We start from the raw sequence: 25,369 nt of genomic DNA, 5'->3' as shown, positions 1-25,369 counted from the left end.
TCATCCTTCATCTTTTTAAGAGAGCCATTCCTCAACGGCATCTTCTTTGGTGTTGGTATTGCGCGATGGCGTTTCGCGGTTAAACTTCATGTGAATCGAGCGAGTTTGCTCGCCATCAGCCGCCACTGCCATAATCGGGTAGTCAATCAGACCATCCTGGAAGGACATCTGGAAGCGGAAGGTGCCATCTGGATTCAGCTTGATGGGACGACCGCCAATTGTGACTGTAGCATCTGGCTCGGTAGCACCGTAAACAATGAGTTCCGCATCGGCAACCAGCCAGAACTGGCGAGGACGCATCGGGATGCCGGAACCTGAGAAGCCAGCACCGGACATTCCCGCACCAGACATGGTAAGACCAGATACGGTAGGAACTGCCCACATCCCAACGCCAGAGGGGAAGACGTAGGAACTCAGAGCTTGTTCGGCAAGGGACACTGACTGCATCGAACCAGGTACTTGCTGCATGGAGCCAAACAACGAACCGGCTACCCGTTGAGCTTCGACAGTCTGAGCCATGCCGAAGATTTCGTCGTAAATAGGATTGCCACCTGTTGCTACACTACCGTAGCCAGCCATTGCCATTTTCTTGGCAGGGGGAACCAGTTCGAGGAAAGTCTTGCCGCGCAGGTCTTCTTCCCAAGAAACGGTGATGAATTGGTCTTCAATCCAATCTGAAGGATAGACGGGAGGAACGCGGACGGGAGCGGAACGAGCTAAGACGAGCCAGCGACCATCAGCACAACGGTAGCCGATGTCTACAGCATAGTCGCGATCGCTCACGGGCATCGGCAAATACCATTCCCGCGCTAGCTCATCGCAAGGATATTCCTGAATGCTGTGAGGGCTTTGATATTCCAGATTCACGTCGGTGACATCATAGAGTCGCAGCGCGAGTTGTTGTCCTCCCTGACGGCGTAAATCTTCTTTATGATCGTTGGGGATATCCCAGTAGGTGTATGCCCATTGGGGGTCGCGAGGCATCAGGACAACCCGGCTTTCACCGTAGCCACCCGGAAGATCCCCTAGACCTTCATCTACGGATGCAAGGGTTCCACCTGTGCGATCTTCCTGACCCAGTTCAAATTTTGCTGCTTCCACTTCTTCTTGCGCCTCCACTATACGAGTTGAACCGAGAGAAATCTTGGTGCGTTGAACTTCTTTAATTGCTGTTAGCAGTTGCTCTTTACGCATTCTGCTGTATCGAGAGATGCTGCATTCGCTAGCAACTTTACGGAGTTGCCTTAATGTCATCTCTTCCAATGGTGGGCGTTCTTTTGCCATAACAAATAGTCTCCGGTAGTTTGGGCGGCAGTTAGGTTACTTCTCTAGAGACGGACTAGCAAAGCAGCACAAAATGCTATTTCGCATCTCTTCAACTTCGGAAAGTTGTGCCATGTTATCCCCTTTCTGAAATCCGTAACGTCTCAATGGTTAGCTGCGGTCTTGAATGAGCCGGTGTCAGTCTTGAATAGGGGCTGCTTTTGTGACGCCAAGAAGACTGACTGGCTTTCTTGGCTGGATTGAGAATCTAACTGAGCGCCCAGGATTTTAGAAATTTGCTGATTAGAGCATTTCTTTGGGATCGCGGGATCGCTTTGTTAATTTCATGTTGCAGAAAAATACCGGGTTAGGTCAAGAGGTGTTTCAGCCAATTATAGGTATATCTACGAAGTTATAAGGGACTTGGGGATCGAATTGTCATAATATTTTGACATTACAAACGGATTGGGATCGCTGTAACTTGTCAATTTGTTGGAAACGTTCCCATGCAAATCTATAATGTCAGAGAAGCTTGACAAAAGAAGCGAAACCCAGTCACTTTTTTGGGGCAATCGTTTTTGGGGCATATCGTTGAAATCTGTCCTTGCCCCAATCCTTCCCCAATCATTAGAGGCAAAGAGAGATTGGTCTCATTCTTAAGCTCCCCTGCCTTGGGAACGCTTTCTTCAGAGGCTCAACTTTTGGTAATCGGCAAGAAAGCTAGATTAATGAGGCAGAAACGAGAACTCCTGTATTGGCGTTTTCGGATTAACCATATACAAGCAGCCAAACCGGAATCATCAACAGTAGCAGTCCGATACTCAGGACAATACTGCTGGCGGCTAAATCTGGGTCGAGATCGTACTCCTCCGCCAGGATCAAACTCGCAAAGGCAGTGGGCACACCTGCCATGAGAACCATTGCCAAGCGGGCATCGCCCGATAAACCAATTAGGGTGGCTGCAATACCCACCAGTCCTGGCATCACCACAACTTTCACCAGGGCAGGGAGTAAGGCAACCCGAAAACTCTTCCATCCTTGCAGCTGAGCGAGCCGTATCCCCATTAGCACAAAGGAGCTAGCAATGACAAACCCTACAGAAGCTTGCAGTCCTGATTCTAGTAGAGTCGGCAGTTCAACCGAACGAGTGAGGTATCCGAAACTAAATGTCCACAAGGCAGGAACGGTCAAGATATCTCGAAGTTGAATCCACCAATGATTTCGCTTTGCGGGTCGCCCAAAGTAGCTGGCGATAAAGACACCAATTCCATAGGTACCAATGATGTTATTCGTGACGCTGTAGAAGACGGCTAGACCCACAGCTTGAGCGCTAATCAAAGAAGGAGCGATCGCTAACCCCACAAAACCTGTATTGCCCAGCATGGCAGACAGGATGAAACTCCCGTAGTGAGGGCGGTCTAAAAAAGGCAGAAAAGAAGACTTTTTACTTTCGCCATTTTCACGGCTGAAGCGTTTCCAGACCTGCAAACTTAGCCATGCAAAAGTAAAACCGACCGCCAAAGCTCCTATGGCGATTAGCGGCACCACTCCAGCATTTTCCGATAAGTTTGCCTGACGAGCCAGCGTCAGAATTTGTAGCGGCACCCCAACCCAATAAAGACCGCGACCCAGCAACCTGGGTAAGGAACTGGGGATAAACCTAAAGAGTATGAAACCGAGTACCGTCCACAGGATGATGGGGGTATAGGCATGAAATAAGGTTTCGGTCATTCGTTATTAGCCACTGGTTATCAGCCACGGTCAAGCGTTAACAATCGGTCGCCTAATGACGAGCCGACTCATGACTAATCCCCAATGACTACCTCAGAACCTTCATGTCCTGGATCAGCCACTGACCATCTTTGCGTACCAGGTCATAACGCACGCGCAGGCTTTCATCATAGGAAGAAGCTTGATTGAGCTTACCTGCTTTATAGAAATCTGCGGCTTCATTCACCTGTGCATCCACTTTGGCGCGATCGGGATTGCGATCGCTCATTTCAACAGATTTCACCTCGACCTTGTGCCTGTACTTCCAGTACGAGTTACTGTTCTTTGTGCTTTGAGAACGTTTTTGCCAACGAGATAAAGCGGGATCGGCAAGGATTTGCTGTAATTTTTCGACGGTATGCTCTTCACCCAAGGCATCGGCTTTACTAGCAAGCCAAATCTGAACCAATTGTCGAGCCGTCTCCTGGGTTAGAGGGCCAGATGGACTCAGTAGTTTACTGCCTGGTTCGGGAATGGGTACTGGAGGAGCAGCTAGCTGTACCATTGGTTGCTCTCCTTCTAAGAGCGGGCCTGAGAAACTTCTCTGGAGCCAACTGAAAGCAGCGGTCGCTAGCATTAGCAAGACTCCCAAACTGAGAATCCCGGAAAGTCCCAGTAAAAGAAGCCGTCCGGTTTTCGCCGAGCGCAAGGAAGCTGTAGAACGTTGAAGACGACCGCCTGAACGACGAGCTGATACATCTCCTCCCGTGGGGGATGCCTTGGACACAGAATCTGGTCTCCGCAACCGACTCGCGATTGTTGCCCGTGGTTGTTCATTTTGTTCCGGTGAATTCCCTCGGCGGCGCTGACGCTTCGAGGCAGAATCCCCAGGCAGGCCCGGATCGTTGCCTTCTGGTTCTGGAGACCGAGAAACTCGTTCTGCCGCCGGTAAATTCGATCCTCCCCCTGTTTGCGGGCGATCGATTGTAGCGGTCATTGTCGCCGTTCGATGAGCCGCACCAGATTGCTGTTCCACCAATTGTTGAAGGCGATCGCGCGACGAACTTTCTTCAGCCGTGGGACGCGAGGGCGCATTGGGCGATGCCGTATCGCTCACCCTGCCCCCATTCTCTCCACTGCCGTTCCGCGAACTGGAACGAGATACCACACTCTCCGGTCTGCGAAATCCTGGGGAGTCACTTGTCCCTCGCGAGACGGGAGTCGCAGCATAAGATACTTGCTGAGTCGGCAATACCGCCCACTCATTGGTTGTATCTTCCTCTACTGGCAATTCTTCTAAGTACGCCTGAACCTGATCATCGGCAAAGTAATCCTTCAAGGAAGCTCGCACCGATGCCAAATCTCGGAAGTGGGGAAACACTTCTGCTTGCAACCAACGCTCCCCGTACAAACACAACCCAGGTAACAAGTCTGGCGCGCCCTGAGAATGTTCTCGAATGAAGGCGAGGGGTTCGTACTCTTGGCTGAGTTCTAGGGCGCGACTGGCTTCTTCCGTCTGACCGAGAAGAAGGGCACACACCGCCTGTTCCAAATGCACATCCTGACGCTTGCCTAAGCGCATCAGCATCTGCTTAGCTTGTCTAATTAGACCCGGCTGTCGTTGGGCAAACCCCCGACCTAGTAAAGCATAAACCGCTAAATAGGTAGCCACTGCCGAGGGACGACGCGCTTCTGCTTCAAAGAGATTCTGCTGTTCGGCGGAGGTCAAGTAGCTACGCAGCTGCTGAATGAAGCGGAGAAAGTCATCAATGTTCAATCCCGATTGATCGTCTCCAGTGCCATCGATGCCGCCGCGTTCTTGCAACATTTCTTGCAAATGCTGCAATCCTTTACGGCGTTCGGTTACTTTGTCTTCACTACTTGCGAGTAATTCCAAAATTCGGTACGGGCGAAGCTTGTAAAGATCCGCCTGAATTTCACCCCGCAGGCTGGCAAATATCCCTTCTCGCAATAGTAATTCTTGACCCGTCTCTAGGGAGGTGGCGGCGTTTTCATATTGACCTTGCTGCCATTGCTCTCGGCCTAGTTCCAGACACGCCAATGCCAGCGTCAACACAATATCTGGTTGCACTAGCTGAGGGTTGCCCAAACGACCCTTTTCGATACTGGTGCTAGCACGGCTGAGGAAGGGACGTCCCAGCTTCAGCACCAGTTCGTATTCTCCTAGCTCCTGTAAGATCAGCAATGCCCCAACGAATTGCTCATCTTGAATTTCGATGCTGGGCGTATAAGGGTCAAGGTCGGCGTCTGCTGTACCGTTTCCTTCCTGACGAGTTGCTGTTCCTGATTCTGAATCCAGGTCGTATGTTTTTGTCAGAAATGTAGCGTCGTAAGCGGAACGCTGTTCTGGATCGCACAGAATCGCGTAAGCTTCGTCTAGCAGTTGTTTTCGGGCGGCGATCGTGATTTCTGAATACTCTCGTCGAGGAAGTTGCAGAGCGCGATCGCGATACGCTTGCTGCAACTGCTCAGCCGTAGCCTGAATCGGCAGGCCCAGAATCCGGTAGTAATCGAGCGGAATTCTCACAGTCTACTTCCTCAGCCCCAGGCAACTAAATTAATCTGTATCTGTACGAGCGAACATAAACGATAGAATAGGTGCGATAATTATACCCCCTAGCTTCTATAGTAGAAGCTTATCTTGGTAGATAAAAACCGCCGTTCAACCAATCACGTCAAGTTTATCCCTTAAATCAATGGTTCAGGAACGCATTTTACCCGTCTTTCACGCCGATCAAACCCAAATCACCAAAGAAGAAGGATTGATCCTTTACGAGGACATGGTCTTGGGGCGGTTTTTTGAAGATAAGTGCGCCGAGATGTACTACCGGGGCAAAATGTTTGGTTTTGTCCACCTATATAACGGTCAAGAGGCTGTGTCAACTGGCGTCATCAAGGCAATGCGCCAAGATGAGGATTATGTTTCCAGCACCTACCGCGACCACGTTCATGCTCTGAGTGCTGGGGTGCCTGCAAAAGAGGTAATGGCTGAGTTGTTTGGTAAGGCAACCGGCTGTAGTAAAGGGCGCGGCGGCTCGATGCATATGTTTTCCTCGGAGCATAAACTGCTGGGAGGTTATGCTTTTGTGGCTGAAGGGATTCCTGTTGCTACGGGTGCGGCTTTTGCCAGTAAGTACCGCCGCGAAGCCTTGGGAGATGCCGGTTCCGATCAAGTAACCGCCTGCTTTTTTGGCGACGGTGCAGCGAATAACGGTCAATTTTTTGAATGCTTGAATATGGCGGCGCTGTGGAAACTGCCAATTTTGTATGTTGTGGAAAACAACAAGTGGGCAATTGGTATGGCGCACGAACGGGCAACTTCTGTACCAGAAATTTTCAAGAAAGCCCATGCCTTTGGTATGGCAGGTGTTGAGGTTGATGGGATGGACGTGTTAGCAGTTCGTGCAGTCGCCCAGGAAGCGATCGCGCGTGCCCGTGCGGGTGAAGGGCCAACCTTGATTGAAGCCCTAACCTATCGCTTCCGAGGTCACTCTCTCGCTGACCCTGACGAACTTCGTTCTAAAAATGAGAAGGAATATTGGTTCGCCCGCGATCCAATCAAAAAGTTGGCTGCTCATCTTGTAGAACACAATCTGGTAGACCAAGAAGAACTTAAGGAAATTGACCGGAAAATCCAAGCCGTCATCGACGATGCGGTGAAGTTTGCCGAGGAAAGCCCAGAACCCGATCCTAGCGAACTGTACCGTTATATTTTTGCCGGTGATGATTAACAGTTAGCGTTAATAACGGTAGTCAAATATAGGGTAGGCAATGCCTACTCTATTTTTTTAGATGCGCTTTAAAACTCCTTAAAATTGACACAATTTTATATCCGTTAAAGTTACAAGCACATTTACCGCATAAGTAGCGGGGAAATATCGATACAATAACCCTGTGCCGTTCGTGCAAGGGTTCCATGTCTACAATCTCATCCGCTCCGTTTACCCCCGAAGAAATTGCCGCAGAAGGTATAAAACCAGAAGAATACGAAGACATTGTCCAACGGCTAGGGCGTCATCCGAATAAAGCTGAGCTAGGGATGTTTGGCGTCATGTGGTCGGAGCATTGCTGCTACAAGAACTCACGACCATTACTCAAGCAGTTTCCGACTGACGGCGATCGCATTCTCGTCGGGCCAGGAGAAAATGCTGGTGTTGTAGACTTGGGCGACGGACTGCAACTCGCATTTAAAATCGAATCTCACAATCACCCCTCAGCAGTTGAACCGTTTCAAGGGGCTGCAACGGGAGTCGGCGGGATTCTCCGGGATATCTTTACAATGGGTGCGCGTCCCATCGCCTTGTTAAACTCCCTCCGCTTTGGTTCTCTCGAAGATGCCAAGACGCGGCGACTGTTCAATGGTGTGGTGTCGGGAATCTCCCATTATGGCAATTGTGTGGGAGTCCCTACTGTGGGCGGTGAAGTTTATTTTGATCCAGCTTATTCTGGCAATCCCCTAGTGAATGTAATGGCACTAGGATTGATGGAAACTCCGGAAATTGTCACCTCTGGAGCCGTAGGGATTGGAAATCCAGTGCTGTATGTGGGTTCTACGACTGGGCGAGATGGCATGGGCGGGGCGAGTTTTGCGAGTGCAGAACTCAGTGATGAGTCGATGGATGACCGTCCAGCGGTACAAGTGGGCGACCCTTTCCTAGAAAAATCTCTCATTGAAGCTTGCTTAGAAGCCTTTAAAACGGGTGCTGTTGCCGCCGCGCAGGATATGGGTGCAGCAGGCATTACCTGTTCCACGTCAGAAATGGCAGCTAAAGGTGGCGTTGGGATTGAACTGGATCTAGACAAAATTCCCGTGCGGGAAACGGGAATGGTGCCTTATGAATATTTACTCTCTGAATCTCAGGAACGGATGCTGTTTGTTGCTTACAAGGGGCGCGAACAGGAGTTAATTGATATTTTCCACCGCTGGGGTCTACAAGCTGTCGTTGCAGGCACTGTGATTGAGCAGCCGATTGTGCGGATTTTGTTCCAAGGCGGCGTGGCGGCAGAAATTTCAGCAACGGCTTTGGCGGATAATACGCCCATTTATCACCGAGAATTGTTGACTGAAGCGCCAGAGTATGCGCGTGTAGCTTGGGAGTGGACAAGCGATCGCCTTCCGACTTGTACCAGTGCTGGCATTGAAATTCAAGGTCGTTCTCTCACCTGGAATGACATTCTTTTGACTTTGTTAGATACTCCCACAATTGCCTCTAAGCGTTGGGTTTATCGTCAGTACGACCATCAGGTGCAAAACAATACTGTGATTGTTCCAGGTGGCGCAGATGCAGCCGTGGTGCGGGTGCGTCCGCTAGAACCTTCGCCAAATTACTCGATTAACCAGGGAGAGAACAAAGGGGTTGCTGCCACTGTCGATTGCAATGCTCGTTACGTCTATCTTGATCCCTATGAAGGAGCCAAGGCAGTCGTCGCAGAAGCGGCTCGTAATCTTAGTTGTGTGGGAGCCGAACCTTTAGCAGTCACGGATAACCTAAATTTTGGGAGTCCAGAAAAGCCAGTGGGTTATTGGCAACTCGCAAATGCTTGTCGGGGAATCGCGGAAGCTTGTCGGGAATTGGGAACGCCGGTGACTGGCGGCAACGTGTCTCTCTACAATGAAACCCTGGACGCTGACGGAAATCCCCAGCCAATTTATCCGACGCCCGTGGTGGGGATGGTGGGGTTAATTCCTGACATTACGCGAATTTGCAGCCAAGCTTGGCAAGCCGAGGGAGATTTAATTTATTTACTGGGAAAACGTTTGGATTCACCAGAGGGAGTCACGTTAGGTGCTTCCGAGTATTTGTCAGCCATTCATGACATTGTCGCTGGTAAACCGCCCACCGTAGATTTTGATTTGGAACGCCGGGTACAAGCTGCTTGCCGGGAGGGAATTCGTCAAGGTTGGATTCGCTCAGCTCACGATTGTGCTGAGGGAGGACTTGCGATCGCTCTCTCGGAAGCTTGCATTGCTAGCAATTTGGGAGCCGAAATTCACTGGAAACTTCCTCCAGAACCCTCTGTACGCTGGGATTCTATCCTTTTTGGTGAAGGGGGAGCGCGAATTTTAGTTTCTGTCGTGCAAGAACACCAAGAAATTTGGGAATCCTATTTAAAGGAGCAACTGGAAGATTGCTGGGAACAAATGGGTCGTGTCGGAAAACCGGACAGCGAGTTACGGGTTTTTACGACTCAAAGCCAAACTTTGATAGACGTTAGCATTAAGAAAATGGGCGATGCTTATCACAATGCTATCCAACGCCGTTTAACCGTTTAGCCAACCTTCCCCAATTTACTTCCAGAAATCGCTGACCCAGACATCGCTAAATTCCTGGTCTATGTCTTCGGCTAGCGACATTAACGCTTTGTTATGAGATTATTAAGAATTACTAAGCCTGGTTAGTTTTTCTCTGCCTCAACAAGTAGGAGCCAAGTTCTCAAATGATTCCCAACCATCCCTTTGCAAGTGATGAGTCTCCAGCTGAGTCTAACCACTTGAACGATCAGCGACCTGATAAGCCAGAGGAAGCCTGTGGCGTTTTTGGGGTTTATGCACCAGGTGAAGATGTCGCCAAACTGACCTATTTTGGTTTGTATGCGTTACAGCACCGGGGTCAGGAATCTGCTGGTATTGCCGCTTTTGACGGCAAGCAGGTTCATTTACACAAAGAGATGGGCTTGGTTTCCCAAGTCTTTAACGAATCCATTTTGAACCAGCTACCGGGGAACTTGGCAGTTGGTCATACCCGTTACTCCACGACGGGTTCCAGCCGCGTTGTTAATGCTCAGCCAGCAGTTGTAGAGACTCGGTTAGGAACCCTTGCGCTAACACACAATGGGAATTTAGTCAATACTGGGAAACTGCGGGAAGAGTTGTTGCGACGCGACTGTAACTTAGTCACGACGACGGATTCTGAGATGATTGCCTTTGCGATCGCAGAAGAAATTAACGCAGGCAAAGACTGGTTAGAAGGAGCGATCCGAGCCTTTCGACAATGCGAAGGAGCTTTTAGTCTGGCAATCGGAACGCCAGATGGCTTGATGGGTGCCCGCGACTCCAACGGTATTCGTCCCTTAGTGATTGGCATTTTAAACACGAATCCTCAGCGCTATGTCCTCGCATCAGAAACTTGTGGCTTAGATATTATTGGGGCTGAGTACCTGCGGGATGTTGAACCGGGCGAGTTAGTTTGGATTACCGAAGAAGGTATGGCTTCCTTCTTCTGGGCAGAACAACCCAAGCGGAAACTATGCATCTTTGAAATGATTTACTTTGCTCGTCCGGATAGCGTCATGCATGACGAGAGTCTCTATAGCTACCGGCTGCGCTTAGGACGGCAACTCGCTCATGAATCTCCAGCGGATACCGATATCATTATTGGCGTACCCGATTCCGGCATTCCCGCCGCGATTGGGTTTTCCCAAGCATCCGGCATTCCTTACGCCGAGGGATTGATTAAAAATCGCTATGTTGGTCGCACTTTCATCCAGCCGACTCAGGCAATGCGAGAGTGTGGCATCAAGATGAAACTCAATCCTCTTAAAGATGTGCTGAGTGGGAAACGAGTCGTTATTGTTGACGACTCTATCGTGCGAGGAACGACTAGCCGCAAACTTGTCAAAGCCCTCAGAGATGCTGGTGCCACCGAGGTTCATATGCGAATTTCCTCTCCACCCGTAACTCATCCCTGCTTTTATGGCATTGACACGGATAGCCAAGATCAGTTGATTGCGGCAACAAAGTCAGTTGAAGAAATTGCCGAACAAATAGGTGTAGACTCGCTAGCTTATCTCAGCCGCGAGGGAATGTTAAAAACTACCGGCGAAGATCCCAACAATTTTTGTTCTGCTTGTTTTACGGGTGACTATCCCATCTCAATTCCAGAGCAAGTTAAGCGTTCTAAGCTGATGTTGGAAAAAGCAGCTAGCTGTTAGCTTTTTGTCAGTGGTTAAATAAGTTTGAAAAACTTACACAGGAAAGAGGTCAAAACTTCATTCCCGTGTAAGTTTTTCACTTTATGTTTGCTTTGCGTATTTATGCCGGAGAGTGTCAAGAAGATGGGAGAACTGAATAAAACTCCGTCATTTTGAAGTTTGGGCGATTGTCCACCCAACATTGTCAAACCAACATTGACAAAGGTTCGATAGTTTCGCTCCTGCTCTACCCATCCTACAAATTAATGAAGTCTCTCTAATTAATCCCCTGGCTTCACCGGCTGCATTGGCCCCAAGTAGTTTGTCAAATAGGGTGAAAAAACTTCATAAATCAGCGTCAGCGGACGCCCATGATGCCAAAATAGGTAGTGACGCCCCCAGAATGGTCCTGTTTGTCCAAAGGCAGATTCTAAAGCATCAGACTGACCGTAGTAAATTCCCTGGACATCCCGATATAACTCGGTACGCAGGCGAGCCAAACTTGCCCAAATTGGCAAGGAACGGTTTTGTAAATACTCATCTACATGGCTGGCTTCCCACCAGGAAGTCGCGTAAGCCAGCCGCTGACCGGAGGTAGTACGCAGCCATACCTGTCGTCGCAACCTAGGTCCTGGTACAGCCTGGATTTGATTGGGTGCTGCATCAGCATCCATGCCAACAGGCGACATATCAATGACATCTACTTCTGTTGGTTCACCCGTCAAAAGTTGCAGGTGGCGCGTCGGGGAGCCATCTCCCAGTAAAAGCATCTGCCATGCTGGTGCTAGCTGTGTGTGAGGCAGTCCTTGCTGCACCACTTCTTCGCCTCCCTGCCAAAGCGGGCTGAGAGCATACCAATTTCTTGGTAGGCTAATGCTGTTTGTAGGTATAACAGTTGAAGTCAAAGCTCTTTACAAAACTTCATTTTCTTATATAAAATCATAAACAATTTCTTGCCGGAAACCTATTCCAGCAAAAAAAATTGAGTGGTGAGTTTAGTTCTTTTGCAATTTCAGTTCTCAGTGCATACTATGCGTTGATGCGCTTGCAGCACTGAGAACTGAATAAAGTAATGCGGATGGCGAGACTCGAACTCGCAAGGCAAAGCCACACGCCCCTCAAACGTGCGCGTATACCAATTCCGCCACATCCGCTTGCATATATACCAATTGTATCATCTTTGAGGCAATTTCGTTCTCCTTGGAAGAAACAAGACTTTCAATCAGTATCAATAACTGTTCTAATGCGAGGTGATGCGATCTATATATTGTACTGATGCTGAAGGCAACATCCTGAAATAATAATGATTGTTCCTTGCGCTACCCCATTTCTCTAGAAACTAGAAGATGCGTTTTTCAAAGATTTTAATTGCTAACCGAGGGGAAATTGCTCTCCGCATTCTCCGTACCTGCGAAGAAATGGGGATTGCGACTGTTGCAGTTCACTCGACGATCGATCGACACGCCCTTCATGTGCAACTGGCTGACGAAGCCGTTTGCATTGGTGAACCCCCCAGTATCAAAAGTTATCTGAATATTCCCAATATTATTGCGGCAGCTTTGACGCGCAATGCGATCGCTATTCATCCGGGCTATGGTTTTTTAGCAGAAAATGCCCGATTTGCGGAAATCTGCGCGGATCACCAGATTTCTTTCATTGGCCCAACGCCGGAAGCGATTCGGGCAATGGGAGACAAATCCACTGCGAAAGAAACGATGCAACGGGCGGGTGTGCCTACAGTGCCGGGAAGTGATGGGATATTAATGTCCGATCGGGAAGCATTAGCAATCGCGGATGAAATCGGCTATCCTGTCATGATCAAAGCCACCGCCGGAGGTGGAGGGCGAGGAATGCGTTTGGTGCGGGAAGAAAGCGAACTCGTCAAGCTCTTCCAAGCTGCACAGGGAGAAGCAGAAGCTGCATTTGGCAATCCAGGCGTCTATCTGGAAAAATTTATTGAACGTCCCCGCCACATCGAATTTCAAATCCTAGCCGATAGCTACGGCAACGTAATTCACCTGGGTGAACGCGATTGCTCTATCCAACGGCGTCATCAAAAGTTACTAGAAGAAGCCCCTAGTCCAGTTCTCAGTTCAGAACTGCGCCAAAAAATGGGCACTGCCGCTGTCATGGCTGCTAAGTCTATCAACTACACGGGTGCCGGGACTGTTGAGTTTCTGCTTGCACCCTCTGGGGAATTTTATTTCATGGAAATGAATACTCGGATTCAAGTCGAACACCCGGTGACAGAAATGATCACTGGGTTAGACTTGATTGCCGAGCAAATCCGCATTGCTCAAGGGGAGAAATTGTCGCTGACTCAAGATCGAATCGTTCTCCGAGGCCATGCCATTGAATGTCGAATCAATGCGGAAGACCCCGACCACAACTTCCGTCCTCATCCGGGGCGGATCAGCGGCTATCTGCCTCCTGGCGGCTTTGGTGTTCGGATGGATTCTCATGTCTACACGGACTACGAAATCCCTGCTTACTATGACTCCCTGATTGGTAAGTTAATTGTTTGGGGTAGCGATCGCCCTACTGCAATTAAGCGGATGAAACGGGCATTGCGGGAGTGTGCCATCACGGGTTTGCCCACAACCATTGGCTTCCATCAAAAAATTATGGAGACACCGGAGTTTTTACAAGGCGAGGTTTATACCAATTTTGTTGAGCAGTTAATGCAGTCCCAGCAGTAAGTAAGGAGTGGGTAATCGGTAATTTTTTTCGTTACCCACTCTTACTCACCTCCGAAGCGCCCTTAATGAGTATGAGCAAACATCGTCAGTAGTCCTTGCTGACCCAAGAGAATCTCTCGCACTAGGCTAAAGATCCCCACCCAAACGATTGGGGTAATGTCTACACCACCGATAGGCGGCACAATTTTCCGCAATGGCACTAAAAAAGGTTCTGTAGGCCAAGCAATTAAGTTAAAGGGAAGTCGATTTAGGTCTATCTGGGGATACCAGGTAAGGACAATCCGAAAGATAAACAACAAAGTCATCAAGCCCACAAGCGGGCCAAGAATCCAGCTAGCAAGCGAAACAGCGTCCATTGGTTCTTAATCAAGAATATTTCTCAGGGTCAAAACTTTAGCTTTGTCGCGTATTTGTCATGCAACTGACGCGGCAAGGCATTATAGTTAAAGTTTTGTAACCAAATCTCTCATTATTCTAACGCAGTGTGGCGCTGAATCCTATTCAGTCAGACTGCTACAGGGGTATAAGAGACGTAAAAACAAAATGAAGCGACGAATAGGCTTCTCAAGTTCATAACATATCGTTAAAATTGATCAAAAGAAATCGTTGTCAAAGCGAGCGAAAAAAAATGACGCCTTCATTAGCGAATTTTCTCTATAGTCTGCTCTGGGGTGCTGTAATTGTTGTCATCCCAGCCACCGTGGCACTGATTTTTATTAGTCAGAAGGATAAAATCCAACGTTCCTAGATTGTCGGAACAGCCGGAAACCTCAGTTTATCGAGAGAGTAATTATTAAGTTAGTTGCTCGCTCTAAAAAAACTGAGGTTTTATATGTTAAAGGGAGAAAAGCTGATGCGAATTGCAGCAAGCCAGTTTCTGCCCGCTCGTATCTCCTGCTGACCCAGGATACTTAGAATTAAAATTCCCAACCTGCGTACCAATTTCTGCGGTTAACTCGTTAACATAGATTTGTCTTGGGAAAACAGCAATGGTAAACTTCGGGCTTAACTCAGCCAGTCTTCTGGGTATTTTTCTGGCAGTGGCAGGGGCAGCACTGTACTTTCTGCGTACCGTGCGTCCAGAGCTAGCGCGAGATCATGATATCTTTTTTGCAGCGGTCGGTCTCTTGTGCGGCTTCATTCTTTTATTTCAGGGATGGCGACTCGATCCGATTTTGCAATTCGGTCAATTTCTGTTGACCGGCTCTGCCATCTTTTTTGCATTTGAAAGTATTCGGATGCGTGGAGTGGCGACGGAGGTTGCAAAGCGAAATACGCAAATTGTGGATGACGATCGCCCCGTAAGCCGCGTGTATCGAGCCGAGTTGGATCAACTCGAACCGATGGATGAGGAACCACCGAGACGGCGGATTCGGGGAACGCAAGAATCTCGCAATAGCCGGACGGTAGAAACTTACGAGGATGAACCGCGCCGCCGTCCATCCAGTCGGAGTAATAGCAATAGTAGTTCTGAAAGACTGGCGCAAGGAGACCGTCCTCGCAAGCGTCGTCCCCGTCCAACAGAAACTCGCCCAACCGAACAGCCTAATGATTGGGAAGTTTCAGACACATGGGAGGAAAAACCGTCTCGCAGTAGCCGTCCCAGCTCAACTCGTCCACCCAGCCGAGATCCGGAGACTGCCTCCAAGCCAAGAAGAAGTCGTCCACCTAAAGGAGAATCGTCAGAGCGATCGCCCAATCGGGAGAGTCGGGAGGACGTAGAAGCAACCCCAACCGACTATGTAGACTACAAACCGATAGACTACCCGGAAGAAGGGGACAACTCAAGCAATTTTGACCAAGAATGAGTCAGGAAAGGGCGGTTCCTTCGTGTCCGTCCGACGTTTTATGAGACGCGGCTGGTTCATTGGGTCAGGTTATTTTTGCAAGCAACAATGCAGCTTTGACGTGAAAAGATTGGCGTGCGGTTTGGGAATCCATACCTGGGTCAAATGGGGAATCTGGTTTAGTATGGCTGGGTTAGTTGTTGCCTGTACCCCAGTCAATCGCTCAACAGGGCCAGTTGCTCTTAACAGTCGTTATACAGATGAGCAACCGGCTTTGAGCGGCAATGGTCGGTTGCTCGCCTTTGTTTCTAACCGCAATGGCAGCCGACAGATTTGGCTGTACGACTTGCAGCAGCGGCAGTTTGTAGATGTACCGCGCTTGAACCGACAAGACGCGATCGCAGAAAATCCCAGTCTCAGTCAGAACGGTCGTTACATTGTCTACATTGCCAGCGACCAAGGACGCCCGGAAGTTGAACTTTACGATCGCAGCACCAAATCCTCACAAATTCTTACAATGGGCTATCGCGGTTGGGTGCGAAATCCTAGCATTAGTCCAGATGGTCGCTATATTGCCTTTGAAAGCAGCAGTCGCGGTCAGTGGGATGTAGAGGTGCTAGACCGGGGGCCTAATATTGAGTTAGATATCCCCGATGGCAGTCCATCTGCCTCTCCCTGAGCGTGAAACGTAACCTTTTTCTATCAGTATTTGTTACCTTAGCCAGTTTATTGAGTAGTTGTACTGGCTCAGGTCGTCTTATGAGTTTTCCCTTTGATTCAGCAGGGCGAAGTTTAAATAGCCCAGCTTCTGACATTAATCCTCAAATCGCCAGTCGGTACATTGTGCTAATTTCTGACCGGCGCAGCAGTCAGGATGTTTACCTTTTCGACACGGTGGATCGGCGTTTGATTGATTTGCCTGGATTAAATTCCCTGGATGCGATCGCATCTAACCCTGCTGTTTCCGCTGATGGTCGTTACATCGTCTTTGCTGCAAGTCGTCAGGGTCGGTCGGGAATCTACCTCTATGACCGGGAAACTCGCCAGTTAAGGAATCTCGCGGAAAACGTGCAAGCAGAAGTGCGAAATCCAACGATTAGCGCTGATGGCAGTACAATTGCCTTTGAATCTAGTGAAAATGGTCAGTGGGATATTGTAGTTAGCGATCGCTCTGGACAAACGCTGAATCTTCCAGCACCTCCTTGAGGATAAAAGTGCTGAGTATTTGGGAAGGAATGGTTGGAAAAAGTAAATACCCGCTTATCTGAATCCACAGCTTTGGCGAATCAGGGGATTTTTTTAGCCTATAAAGGCAGGCTTGATTCGTGTAGTCGCACTTCACAGCTACAGTCATCAGGTATTTAGGCGCAAGTGATATGAAATGGCTAATTAACTGGCGCTGGCTAACGATTTTATTCACAATGGGGATAACTGGTTGTCTTGATACCCAGCTCTTCAACCCGCCGCAAATACTGACTGGCGGTATCAACAGCCAGACCCCTGACGAATATCCCGCCTACAGCAGTGACGGTCGCTATCTCGCCTTTGCTTCTGACCGCAATAATAATCGAGACATTTTCCTTTACGACTTGCAGCAACGCCGTCTCGTCGATCTCCCCAATATCAATCGTCGGGACTCCAGACAGGATCAACCCGCTTTGAATGCTGATGGTCGATTTATTGCTTATGTTTCTAGCGAACGAGGCAAGACGGATATCTTTGTCTACGACCGTCAAACTCAACGCTCCGAATTGCTCACTAGCAGCATCCGAGGCTCGGTACGCCATCCCACTATTTCCGGTGATGGTCGCTACGTGGCGTTTGAAACTAGCCAGTTAGGCCAATGGCATATTGCAACTGTAGAAAGAGGAACTTCAGCAACAAATTCTGGCTCTTTACAACAGTAGAAGATCGATGAAATTGGCGAGTTCCTGCACGAGCGAGTCAGAGGCTTCTTCTATGGAAAGAGCATTGCTTGAGAGCGATCGCTACTAAATATGCTAAAACAGTCAAAAAAGCTTAAAAAATTAACATAATGAGTACCAAAGTTCTGCGTATTGCCACTTCGGGCATCATCGCAGCCGCCGCTGCCATTGGTGCTAATGCAATCGACGCAATCGTTCCCTTTAACTGGCAACAGTCAAATATCGCTGTTGCCCAAGAAGCTGAAGAACAAACAAATATTCAGGTTTATAAACGCGCTAGTCCAGGAGTGGTATCCATCCAGGCTGGTGACGGTAGCGGCAGCGGTAGCATTATTAGCCGAGACGGCCTGGTATTGACCAATGCTCACGTTGTGGCAAATGGTCGCCAAACTGTTACTGTTATTCTCTCAGATGGCAGAAGACTCCCAGCCGATATCATTGCTTTTGCTAACAGCAGTCTAGACTTAGCTGTCCTTAAAATTCGCGGACAGAACAATTTGCCCACTGTTGCGATCGCTCCTCCAAACTCCGTACAAGTCGGTCAGCGGGCGTTTGCGATTGGGAATCCTTTCGGTCAATTTCAAGGAACCTTCACCGTTGGTATTGTTAGCCGGATTGACCAACAGCGCGGTTTAATCCAAACCGATGCAGCCATCAACCCAGGCAATTCCGGTGGTCCTCTTCTCAATAGCCAAGGAGAATTGATTGGCGTCAATACTGCTATTTTTACCAGCGGTCAGACTGCGGGAAACATTGGCATTGGATTTGCGATTTCTGTAGACCGGGTACAGCCGTTCTTGACCGCTGTGCGCCAAGGACGCGCCCCTACCACTGCTCAACGGCAACAACCCACTTCTGGAAGACAACCGCCTCAGCCCATTGCTTTGAATGGTACGGTGATTAACGCCACTCTTGGTAGTGGTGATAATGTTCTCCGTGCGGATAATAGCTATTTTGACCTTTACACCTTTCAGGGGAGAGCCGGTCAGCAAGTCAGAATTGATATGGCGAGTCAGCAGATTGATTCCTACTTAATTCTACTTGGGCCCAATGGCAATGAAGTTGCCCAAGACGATGATAGGGGCGGTAGGGGAAACGCTAGCCTTGTGGCGACACTGCCTGCAAGTGGCACTTATCTAATTATTGCCAATTCCTCTGAGGGAAGACAAGCGGGTGCTTACCGTCTTCGAGCAGTGGCGACTGCCGGAGGCGAGCGCTATCAAACTTCCCAAAGTCGTTTGCTGATGCGGCAAGCGGGTATTCTGGGTCGGGGTGCCAAGGTGCTTTCTGATGGCAGTTTGTTTCAGGAATATTCCTTTCAAGGTCGTGCCGGTCAGCCTCTGACGATCGCACTTGCCAGTCCTGATTTTGATACCTATCTGATTTTGGTCGATCAAAATGGTCGGAAGATTGCTGAGAACGATAACATCAGCCGCAGCAATCCCAATTCTCAGATGAGTGTGACTTTACCCCGAACAGGCGTTTATCGAGCGATCGCCACCGCCTCAAATCCGCGCGGTCGAGGTCGCTATCTCTTGACAATTCGTTAAGCACGAATCTGCACCGGCATCACTAAGTAAGTCATTTTTAGACCTCCAAGCGGTGTCAGAATCACCGGACTATTCCCTGTATTCATCTGCATTTGAATCTCGGAGGATTGCAGCGCCTTCAGTCCATCTCTGAGATAGGTAATATTGAAGGCAATCTCTAGATCCTTGCCCGATATCTGTGCAGGTAGAGATTCTCGTCCGCTACCGACATCCTGAGCTTCTACTGATAAGGCAATCTGCTGGTTGGTGCTATCTATCGTGAATTTGACAATATTATTTTTTTGGTCGGCTAGTACAGCAATTCGTTCTAATGCATTGAGCAACTGACGCCGATCGATTGTCACCTGCCGCTCAAATTGTTGGGGAATCAACTGACGATAGGCGGGATATTGACCTTCTAGGGTGCGGCTAGTCAAACGTTGATCGGCTAATTCAAATACAACCTGCCCTTGGTCAAGATGGAGAGCGATAGCTTCCGCTGACTGGCGCATTCCTAAAATTCGTTCCAGTTCTCGCAGTGCCCGTGCTGGAATTGTGACTTCTAACGGAGCTGTCTGACTAATCGTCTCAGAGGCTTCTTCATCCGTTTGACCTTGGTTAGTCGTTTCAACAACCGATAAACGATGACCATCTGTCGCGGCAAATTCAAGATATTCTGGTTTGACTGTTAAATGGATGCCCGTGAGAACCTGCTTCGTTTCATCGGGACTAGTGGCAAATAAGGAACCCCGCAAGCCATCAATTAATGCGGCGGCGGGCAATTGAGCAGCTTCGCCATTTTCTATTACTGGCAGTTCTGGAAATTCTTCTGCGGTCATACCCCGGACTTTATAACGCCCAGAGGCAGAAGTCAGCGTGGCAATAATTCCTTCACTTGTCCCTTCCTCCCCTTTATCCTCTAAAGTAATTTCTCCCTCTGCTAGACGGGAAACAATATCGTTTAACAGCTTAGCGGGTAAAGTGAGATAACCTTCCTCTTCCACTTGTGCTGGAAAGCTGGTCTGAATGCCAAGGCTGAGATCGAATGCCGTCAAACTGACGAGCTGAGTTTTTTTGTTAGCTTCCAGCTTGACATTTGCGAGGACAGGATGTGTCGGTCGCGATGGCACTGCTCGGCTGACGAGAGAAAGGTTGGTACTGAGATCGTTTTGGGTGCAAACCAGTTTCATAGATGTTCAACCTTGGAGGTGTTCAGCCAACCGACGCTCATAGCGCGGTACTTTTGGCACAGAAGGAGATCGTAGCACCCTTGTCCTCAGCAATCCAGATTCCCCTGCTTACCTCCTTTAGGCAAAAGTGCTGGAGCTGTGGAAAATGTGGAAAATGTTGTCAAATGAATTTCCTGTGTATGTTTTAGCAGCTCTAATGAATTGTGGAAACCTTGTGGAAAAAAGAGTCACTTTTCCACAAGGTATTTGTACTTGTCATTGTTTTCCACTGATGGCACAAAATTTTTCACGGCTTTACCACAAGCTTTTCCACAGAAAACCAGGAGTTTTCCACAACCCTTCTAAAGGTGAATCATTCTTTATAAGTACTTTCCGAAAACTTAAATTAACGGCTACTGGCTAGCTGTGAGAGGAGTATCAGGATTTATTTTGGCTTCTGCTAGCAAAATTGATGCGATCGCTAAGGTGGCGTAGCGTTCTAGCTACATCAGGATCGCTATCCTTTAATTGAGTAATTTTCTCGCAGCTATACATTACTGTGGTGTGATCTTTACCTCCAAATTCCTCACCAATCCTAGGTAAACTCAAATCTGTGTGCTGACGCATTAAATACATACCAATTTGTCGCGCCCAGCTAATCTCTCGACGACGAGAATTACTTTTTAAATCTTCAATGCGAAGATCAAAAGTTTCTGCGATCGCTATCATTACCGCCTCTGGAGAAACCGCTACTTTTTCCGCAGGTGGATTCAAAACTGGAGCAATATTTTCGACAGTCATCGACAAACCGGAAATTGAAATATAAGCCACAGCCCGAATTAAAGCGCCCTCCAATTCCCGAATATTTGAAGTATAGTTAGTCGCTATATATTCAATAACATCTCGCGGTAATCGCATATTTTCATATTCTGCCTTTTTTTGTAAAATTGCCATCCGTGTTTCTAAGTCTGGGCGCTGAATATCGGCAATTAATCCCATAGAAAAGCGGGAGCAAAGACGTTCTTGCAGGCGAGGAATCTGATTAGGAGGGCGGTCAGAAGCGATTACTACTTGCTTTCCAGCTTCATGTAAAGTATTAAAAGTATGAAAGAATTCTTCTTGAGTATATTCCTTTCCTTCTAAAAATTGAATATCATCCACCAACAGTACATCGGCAGCTCGATAATGTTCTCGAAACCGTTGCATACTATCTTTACGAATTGCTGCAATCAAGTCGTTTGTGAACTGCTCAGTAGAAACATAAAATATTTTTGAATCTGGGTGAATTTCCAAACGGTAATGCCCAATTGCTTGCATTAAGTGAGTTTTTCCTAGTCCAACACCCCCACACAAAAATAATGGATTAAACTCACGTCCTGGAGATTCTGCCACAGCTAAAGAAGCTGCATGAGCCATCCGATTATTAGAGCCGACAACAAAGCGTGAAAAAACGTATTTAGGATTTAATTCGGTTGGTCTGGGTCGCTGGTTAGGGGAAATTTCGGGGACACTGGTTTCTATAGGCAGCGACCAGGAAATTTCGGCATCATCAGCGCTAGAGATTTCATTTCCTTTGGCAACCGTGATGTGAATTTCCACCGGCTGTCCCAGAATATCTTGTACGACATCAGCAATTGTTTTGATGTAATATTTCTGCAACCAATTCCGGGCAAACGGGTTAGGCGTGCAAATCACCAAGCAGTTATTTTCCAGCTCTTGAGCGCTGGCAGTTTTGATCCACGTTTCAAAGGTAGGACGGCTCAGTTGTAGCTGTAGACGCTCTAGCACTTGGCTCCAGAGCTGTTCAAGAGAAATATCCACGCCTCACCTCTACGGCTTTGTGCAGAATAGTATTATCCATTCTTGTGAAGAGCGATCGCTCTTTTAAACCAGTCTCAACTATGGCTGAAATCCTGCCAATTACTCAACTGGGAAATCCCATCCTGCGCCAACCAGCTCAAATTATCGAAAATGTCCACTCTGGACAAATCCAAAAGCTGATTGATGACCTAATTACAACCGTTGCTCAAGCAAGCGGTGTTGGCATTGCAGCACCCCAGGTAGCTCAATCTTATCGCTTGTTCATCGTCGCATCTCGTCCGAATCCTCGATATCCCACCGCTCCTGAGATGGAACCAACCGCTATAATAAATCCTCGCATCATTGCTCACTCTGATGAGGTAGTGAAAGGCTGGGAAGGGTGCCTCAGCATTCCAGGAATTCGAGGGTTGGTTCCCAGATATCACGCGATTGACGTGGAATACACCAGTCGGGATGGTAAATTGCATCGTCAACAGTTCACAGATTTTGTTGCCCGCATTTTTCAACACGAATCCGATCACCTGGATGGCATCGTGTTTGTGGATCGTTTACAAAGCACGCAAGAGATAATGACCGAACAGGAATATCAGCAACGAATTGTTCAACAGCAGCACTGATATCCTAGATTGTTGACAATTGTTTGGTTTGACTGATTAGAAGCATAAGCGATCGCTTCCACCCTGCCTACATACGCTCTAGCACAGAAATGCCAAGTAGGGATAATCCTAATTTCAAAGTTCGCGCTGTTACATTGCACAAAACCAACCGAGATGTCCGCACGGGTTCCTCAGCTTTAAGCACCTGACACTGGTCATAGAACTGATTAAACTTTTGGCTCAGTTCAAATAAATATTGACAAAGGCGATTGGGTAGTAAATCTTGCTCAACGTCACTGAGAACTTCGCTCAGTTGTAGTAGATGCTTCGCTAACACTAATTCTGTTTCTTCTTGCAACAGCATTTTGGCATTCATTCCCAACTGCTCAAAGTCAATATCGCCTTTGCGGCTAATTCCCTGTACTCGTACATAGGCATAGAGTAAGTAAGTTGCTGTGTTGCCCTCGCGAGCTACCATCTTCTTAGAGTTGAAGATATAGTTGCTGTTCCGGTTTTGGCTCAAGTCGGCATACTTGACACAACTAATGCCAACTACCTCAGCAACGTGGGCAATGAATTCTTCTGTTTCCTCGCGCCCTTCTTCTTTGAGCCTTGCTTCCAAGTCTTCACGGGCAGATGTGATCGCTTCATCTAGCAAATCCCGCAACCGCACCGTTTCGCCAGAGCGCGTTTTCAGCTTCTTGCCACCTTCTCCCAACACCAAACCAAAGGGGACGTGAACCAACTGTACATTATCTGGAATCCAGCCAGCTCGTTGCGCTACCTGAAACACCTGAGTAAAGTGATTTGCTTGTCCAGCATCTGTAACGTAGATTATCCGCTCAGCTCGATCTTGTTCAATCCGGTAGCGTAAGGCTGCCAAATCAGTAGTGGCGTAGTTATAGCCTCCATCAGACTTTTGGACAATCATGGGCAAAGGTTCACCTTCTTTGTTAGTAAACCCTTCCAGAAATACGCATTTAGCCCCATTGTTTTCCACGAGCAAGCCCAACTGGTCGAGGTCTTCCACTACTCCCGCTAGCAATGGGTTATAGAAAGATTCCCCTCGTTCTGTTAGATGCACATCAAGCCGATCGTAGATAATCTGAAACTCGCGCCGGGACTGTTCGCACAGCAGCTGCCATGCCCGCCGAGACTCTTCGTCACCCGCTTGCAACTTGACAACTTCTTGTCGGGCCGTTTCTTGAAACTTCTCATCCTCATCAAACCGCTGTTTTGCTTTGCGGTAAAAAGCAACTAAATCGCCCAAATCTATAGCATTAGCAGTCGTCAAAGCCTCTGGACAAACTTCTCTTAAGTAGGCGATTAGCATTCCAAACTGGGTTCCCCAGTCGCCCACATGGTTTAAGCGCAAGACATCGTGATTTTGAAATTCCAAAGTTCGGGCAATGCAATCTCCAATGATCGTTGAACGCAAGTGCCCAACGTGCATCTCTTTAGCAATATTAGGGCTAGAAAAATCCACCACTACCCGTTGGGGATGTTTTGCCTTGCTGACACCCAATCGGGAGTCTGCCTGAATAGCACTTAGCTGCGCTTCCAAATATTCTGGTTTCAGGGTGAGATTGATAAAACCAGGACCCGCAATTTCTGGCGGACGACAGAAATCGGTGATATCTATATACTCAACGATTTTTTGGGCGATCGCTCGCGGCGGCTGACCCAACTTTTTAGTTAAGGACATTGCCACATTAGACTGATAATCGCCAAACTTGGCATTGCTAGCAGGCACTAGCATTGGGTCTACCCCAGCATAGTCACTGCCGAAAGCGGCAACTAAAGCCTGCTCAAATCTATTTTTAAGTTGTTCAAGGGTAGAGTTCATTGGGTTTTGCCGAAACCTCAGGCAGCGTACTTCTCTCCTCCATCGTACTAACGTCTATGTTCATACTCAAATCAAGCCATGTTGAGCGAGTAATCGGGGCACTACTGGAGATGTAGTCTACGCCAGTTTCAGCCACAGCACGAATAGTTTCTAGAGTAATGTTGCCCGATGCTTCAATCTTGATCCGGTCATTGCTATGGCGAATTATCTGCACTGCCTGCCGCATCATCTCCAGCGCCATATTGTCCAGCATGATGATATCAGCACCGTGCTGTAAGGCTTCTTTCACTTGAGCCAGGGTTTCAGTTTCTACTTCTATAGTCAATGGATAAGGCATTTGGCAGCGGATACGAGCGATCGCTTCGCCAATTCCCCCAGCCACAGCAATGTGATTATCCTTGATCATCACAGCATCATCTAACCCCATTCGGTGGTTCATTGCTCCCCCCACCTGCGTCGCGTACTTTTCTAGAATTCTCAGCCCCGGCGTCGTTTTGCGAGTATCCACCAATTGAGCTGGCAAATCCGCGATTTGCTCAACATACTTACGGGTGAGTGTAGCAATCCCACTCAAACGCATAGCTAGGTTTAAAGCAACTCGTTCTCCGAGCAGCAGCGCCTCTAGCGAGCCATCAACGCGAGCAACCAACTGTCCTCGCTGGCACTGTTCCCCCTCAGCGACAACAGCAACAAAACTGACTCTATCGTTCAACAGTTGGAATATCCGACTAGCTATCGGCAATCCGGTAATGACTCCTGCCTCCTTAGCAGTCCACTCAGCTTGCCCCACACGTACCTTGTTGCCTAACAAACCTTGACTCGAGCGATCGCCGCGACCGACATCTTCCAACAACCAGGAGTGCAGGAGTGGGTCTAATACGATCAAGGGAGGTAGAACAGCCTTGGGACTCACCACTTCAGTTTTCCCCTAATTTTTCTAAAAGCTTGTCCAAATAACTTAGCCCAAAAGCTGCGCCCTTGGGGATTTTGAGAGTTTTCCAAAAAAGTTTTTCAAAACAGTTGACAGAAGCGGTTCGTGGTTGCTACATTAATAAAGCGGTCGGGAGAGCAAGCGAAAGTGAAGCGACACCG

Annotated in this window: 20 protein-coding genes and 1 tRNA gene; 11 read left to right on the top strand and 10 right to left on the bottom strand. The window is 48.4% G+C overall.

Annotated elements, in window-relative coordinates:
• Window positions 1–15 precede the first annotated feature (15 nt).
• The 3 genes from NDA03_RS01680 to NDA03_RS01670 all read right to left on the bottom strand — a co-directional run bounded on the left by NDA03_RS01680 (window position 16) and on the right by NDA03_RS01670 (window position 5,521).
• Entirely contained in the window at window positions 16–1,284 is a 1,269-nt protein-coding gene (locus tag NDA03_RS01680; RefSeq protein WP_348237097.1) for a DUF4912 domain-containing protein, read from the bottom strand.
• A gap of 747 nt (window positions 1,285–2,031) precedes the next feature.
• Window positions 2,032–2,994, bottom strand: coding sequence for an AEC family transporter (locus NDA03_RS01675; protein ID WP_348237096.1), 963 nt, complete (start codon window positions 2,992–2,994; stop codon window positions 2,032–2,034).
• An 88-nt stretch (window positions 2,995–3,082) separates the two neighbouring features.
• Window positions 3,083–5,521 carry an IMS domain-containing protein gene (locus tag NDA03_RS01670; RefSeq protein ID WP_348237095.1) on the bottom strand — a complete coding sequence of 813 codons (2,439 nt, stop codon included), beginning with the start codon at window positions 5,519–5,521 and terminating at the stop codon, window positions 3,083–3,085.
• A 169-nt stretch (window positions 5,522–5,690) separates the two neighbouring features.
• Here NDA03_RS01670 and pdhA point away from each other — a divergent pair, with 169 nt between their 5' ends.
• The 3 genes from pdhA (at window position 5,691) to purF (ending at window position 10,926) form a co-directional block, all read left to right on the top strand.
• Entirely contained in the window at window positions 5,691–6,725 is a 1,035-nt protein-coding gene (gene pdhA, locus NDA03_RS01665) for a pyruvate dehydrogenase (acetyl-transferring) E1 component subunit alpha (protein ID WP_190410195.1), read from the top strand.
• A gap of 185 nt (window positions 6,726–6,910) precedes the next feature.
• Entirely contained in the window at window positions 6,911–9,268 is a 2,358-nt protein-coding gene (purL, locus tag NDA03_RS01660) for a phosphoribosylformylglycinamidine synthase subunit PurL (RefSeq protein WP_348237094.1), read from the top strand.
• Between the two features lie 164 nt (window positions 9,269–9,432).
• Window positions 9,433–10,926, top strand: a complete 1,494-nt coding sequence (gene purF / locus NDA03_RS01655; RefSeq protein WP_348237093.1) for an amidophosphoribosyltransferase — start codon at window positions 9,433–9,435, stop codon at window positions 10,924–10,926.
• Window positions 10,927–11,186: 260 nt separating this feature from the next.
• Here purF and NDA03_RS01650 read toward each other — a convergent pair whose 3' ends face one another.
• Both NDA03_RS01650 and NDA03_RS01645 read right to left on the bottom strand, forming a co-directional pair.
• Window positions 11,187–11,810: a chorismate lyase gene (locus NDA03_RS01650; RefSeq protein WP_190536009.1), complete on the bottom strand. Its 624-nt coding sequence runs from the start codon at window positions 11,808–11,810 to the stop codon at window positions 11,187–11,189.
• Window positions 11,811–11,978: 168 nt separating this feature from the next.
• Window positions 11,979–12,059, bottom strand: a tRNA-Leu gene (locus NDA03_RS01645).
• Between the two features lie 192 nt (window positions 12,060–12,251).
• Between NDA03_RS01645 and accC the strand changes: the two genes are divergently transcribed.
• Window positions 12,252–13,604, top strand: a complete 1,353-nt coding sequence (gene accC / locus NDA03_RS01640; RefSeq protein WP_190410191.1) for an acetyl-CoA carboxylase biotin carboxylase subunit — start codon at window positions 12,252–12,254, stop codon at window positions 13,602–13,604.
• A 62-nt stretch (window positions 13,605–13,666) separates the two neighbouring features.
• Here accC and NDA03_RS01635 read toward each other — a convergent pair whose 3' ends face one another.
• Window positions 13,667–13,960, bottom strand: a complete 294-nt coding sequence (locus NDA03_RS01635) for a YggT family protein (protein WP_190410190.1) — start codon at window positions 13,958–13,960, stop codon at window positions 13,667–13,669.
• A gap of 272 nt (window positions 13,961–14,232) precedes the next feature.
• On the opposite strand from NDA03_RS01635, the gene NDA03_RS01630 reads away from it, so the two are divergent.
• From NDA03_RS01630 to NDA03_RS01605, 6 genes are all read left to right on the top strand, one after another.
• Window positions 14,233–14,352, top strand: a complete 120-nt coding sequence (locus NDA03_RS01630; protein ID WP_190410189.1) for a photosystem II reaction center X protein — start codon at window positions 14,233–14,235, stop codon at window positions 14,350–14,352.
• A 241-nt stretch (window positions 14,353–14,593) separates the two neighbouring features.
• The gene (locus NDA03_RS01625; protein ID WP_348237092.1) at window positions 14,594–15,412 is read left to right on the top strand and encodes a Ycf66 family protein; all 819 of its coding nucleotides are present in this window, start codon (window positions 14,594–14,596) and stop codon (window positions 15,410–15,412) included.
• A 163-nt stretch (window positions 15,413–15,575) separates the two neighbouring features.
• Window positions 15,576–16,070 (top strand): PD40 domain-containing protein, encoded by a 495-nt coding sequence (locus tag NDA03_RS01620; RefSeq protein WP_199292210.1) that lies wholly within the window; start codon window positions 15,576–15,578, stop codon window positions 16,068–16,070.
• Window positions 16,071–16,072: 2 nt separating this feature from the next.
• Window positions 16,073–16,597, top strand: a complete 525-nt coding sequence (locus NDA03_RS01615; protein ID WP_190410187.1) for a PD40 domain-containing protein — start codon at window positions 16,073–16,075, stop codon at window positions 16,595–16,597.
• 215 nt (window positions 16,598–16,812) lie between these two features.
• On the top strand, window positions 16,813–17,298 hold the full coding sequence (locus NDA03_RS01610; RefSeq protein ID WP_190410269.1) for a PD40 domain-containing protein: 486 nt from the start codon (window positions 16,813–16,815) through the stop codon (window positions 17,296–17,298).
• 128 nt (window positions 17,299–17,426) lie between these two features.
• Complete coding sequence (locus NDA03_RS01605) at window positions 17,427–18,866, top strand: trypsin-like peptidase domain-containing protein (RefSeq protein WP_348237091.1); 1,440 nt, start codon at window positions 17,427–17,429, stop codon at window positions 18,864–18,866.
• Here the strand turns inward: NDA03_RS01605 and dnaN are convergent.
• On the bottom strand, window positions 18,863–20,035 hold the full coding sequence (dnaN, locus tag NDA03_RS01600; protein WP_190410185.1) for a DNA polymerase III subunit beta: 1,173 nt from the start codon (window positions 20,033–20,035) through the stop codon (window positions 18,863–18,865). The two genes, NDA03_RS01605 and dnaN, sit on opposite strands and share 4 nt — an antisense overlap.
• A gap of 417 nt (window positions 20,036–20,452) precedes the next feature.
• Complete coding sequence (gene dnaA, locus NDA03_RS01595) at window positions 20,453–21,835, bottom strand: chromosomal replication initiator protein DnaA (protein ID WP_190410184.1); 1,383 nt, start codon at window positions 21,833–21,835, stop codon at window positions 20,453–20,455.
• A gap of 80 nt (window positions 21,836–21,915) precedes the next feature.
• Here dnaA and def point away from each other — a divergent pair, with 80 nt between their 5' ends.
• Complete coding sequence (gene def, locus NDA03_RS01590) at window positions 21,916–22,452, top strand: peptide deformylase (RefSeq protein WP_190666369.1); 537 nt, start codon at window positions 21,916–21,918, stop codon at window positions 22,450–22,452.
• A 67-nt stretch (window positions 22,453–22,519) separates the two neighbouring features.
• Here the strand turns inward: def and argS are convergent, their stop codons facing one another.
• Window positions 22,520–24,277: an arginine--tRNA ligase gene (gene argS, locus NDA03_RS01585; RefSeq protein ID WP_348237090.1), complete on the bottom strand. Its 1,758-nt coding sequence runs from the start codon at window positions 24,275–24,277 to the stop codon at window positions 22,520–22,522.
• Window positions 24,261–25,190 (bottom strand): carboxylating nicotinate-nucleotide diphosphorylase, encoded by a 930-nt coding sequence (gene nadC / locus NDA03_RS01580; RefSeq protein ID WP_348237255.1) that lies wholly within the window; start codon window positions 25,188–25,190, stop codon window positions 24,261–24,263. The genes argS and nadC overlap by 17 nt, the downstream gene beginning before the upstream one ends.
• Window positions 25,191–25,369: the final 179 nt, after the last annotated feature.

The sequence above is a fragment of the Trichocoleus sp. Lan genome, from assembly GCF_039961855.1.
Classification (GTDB): domain Bacteria; phylum Cyanobacteriota; class Cyanobacteriia; order Cyanobacteriales; family FACHB-T130; genus FACHB-T130.
The sequence above is the reverse complement of the archived record's forward strand: the minus strand, read 5'-3'. Positions and strand labels throughout refer to the sequence as shown.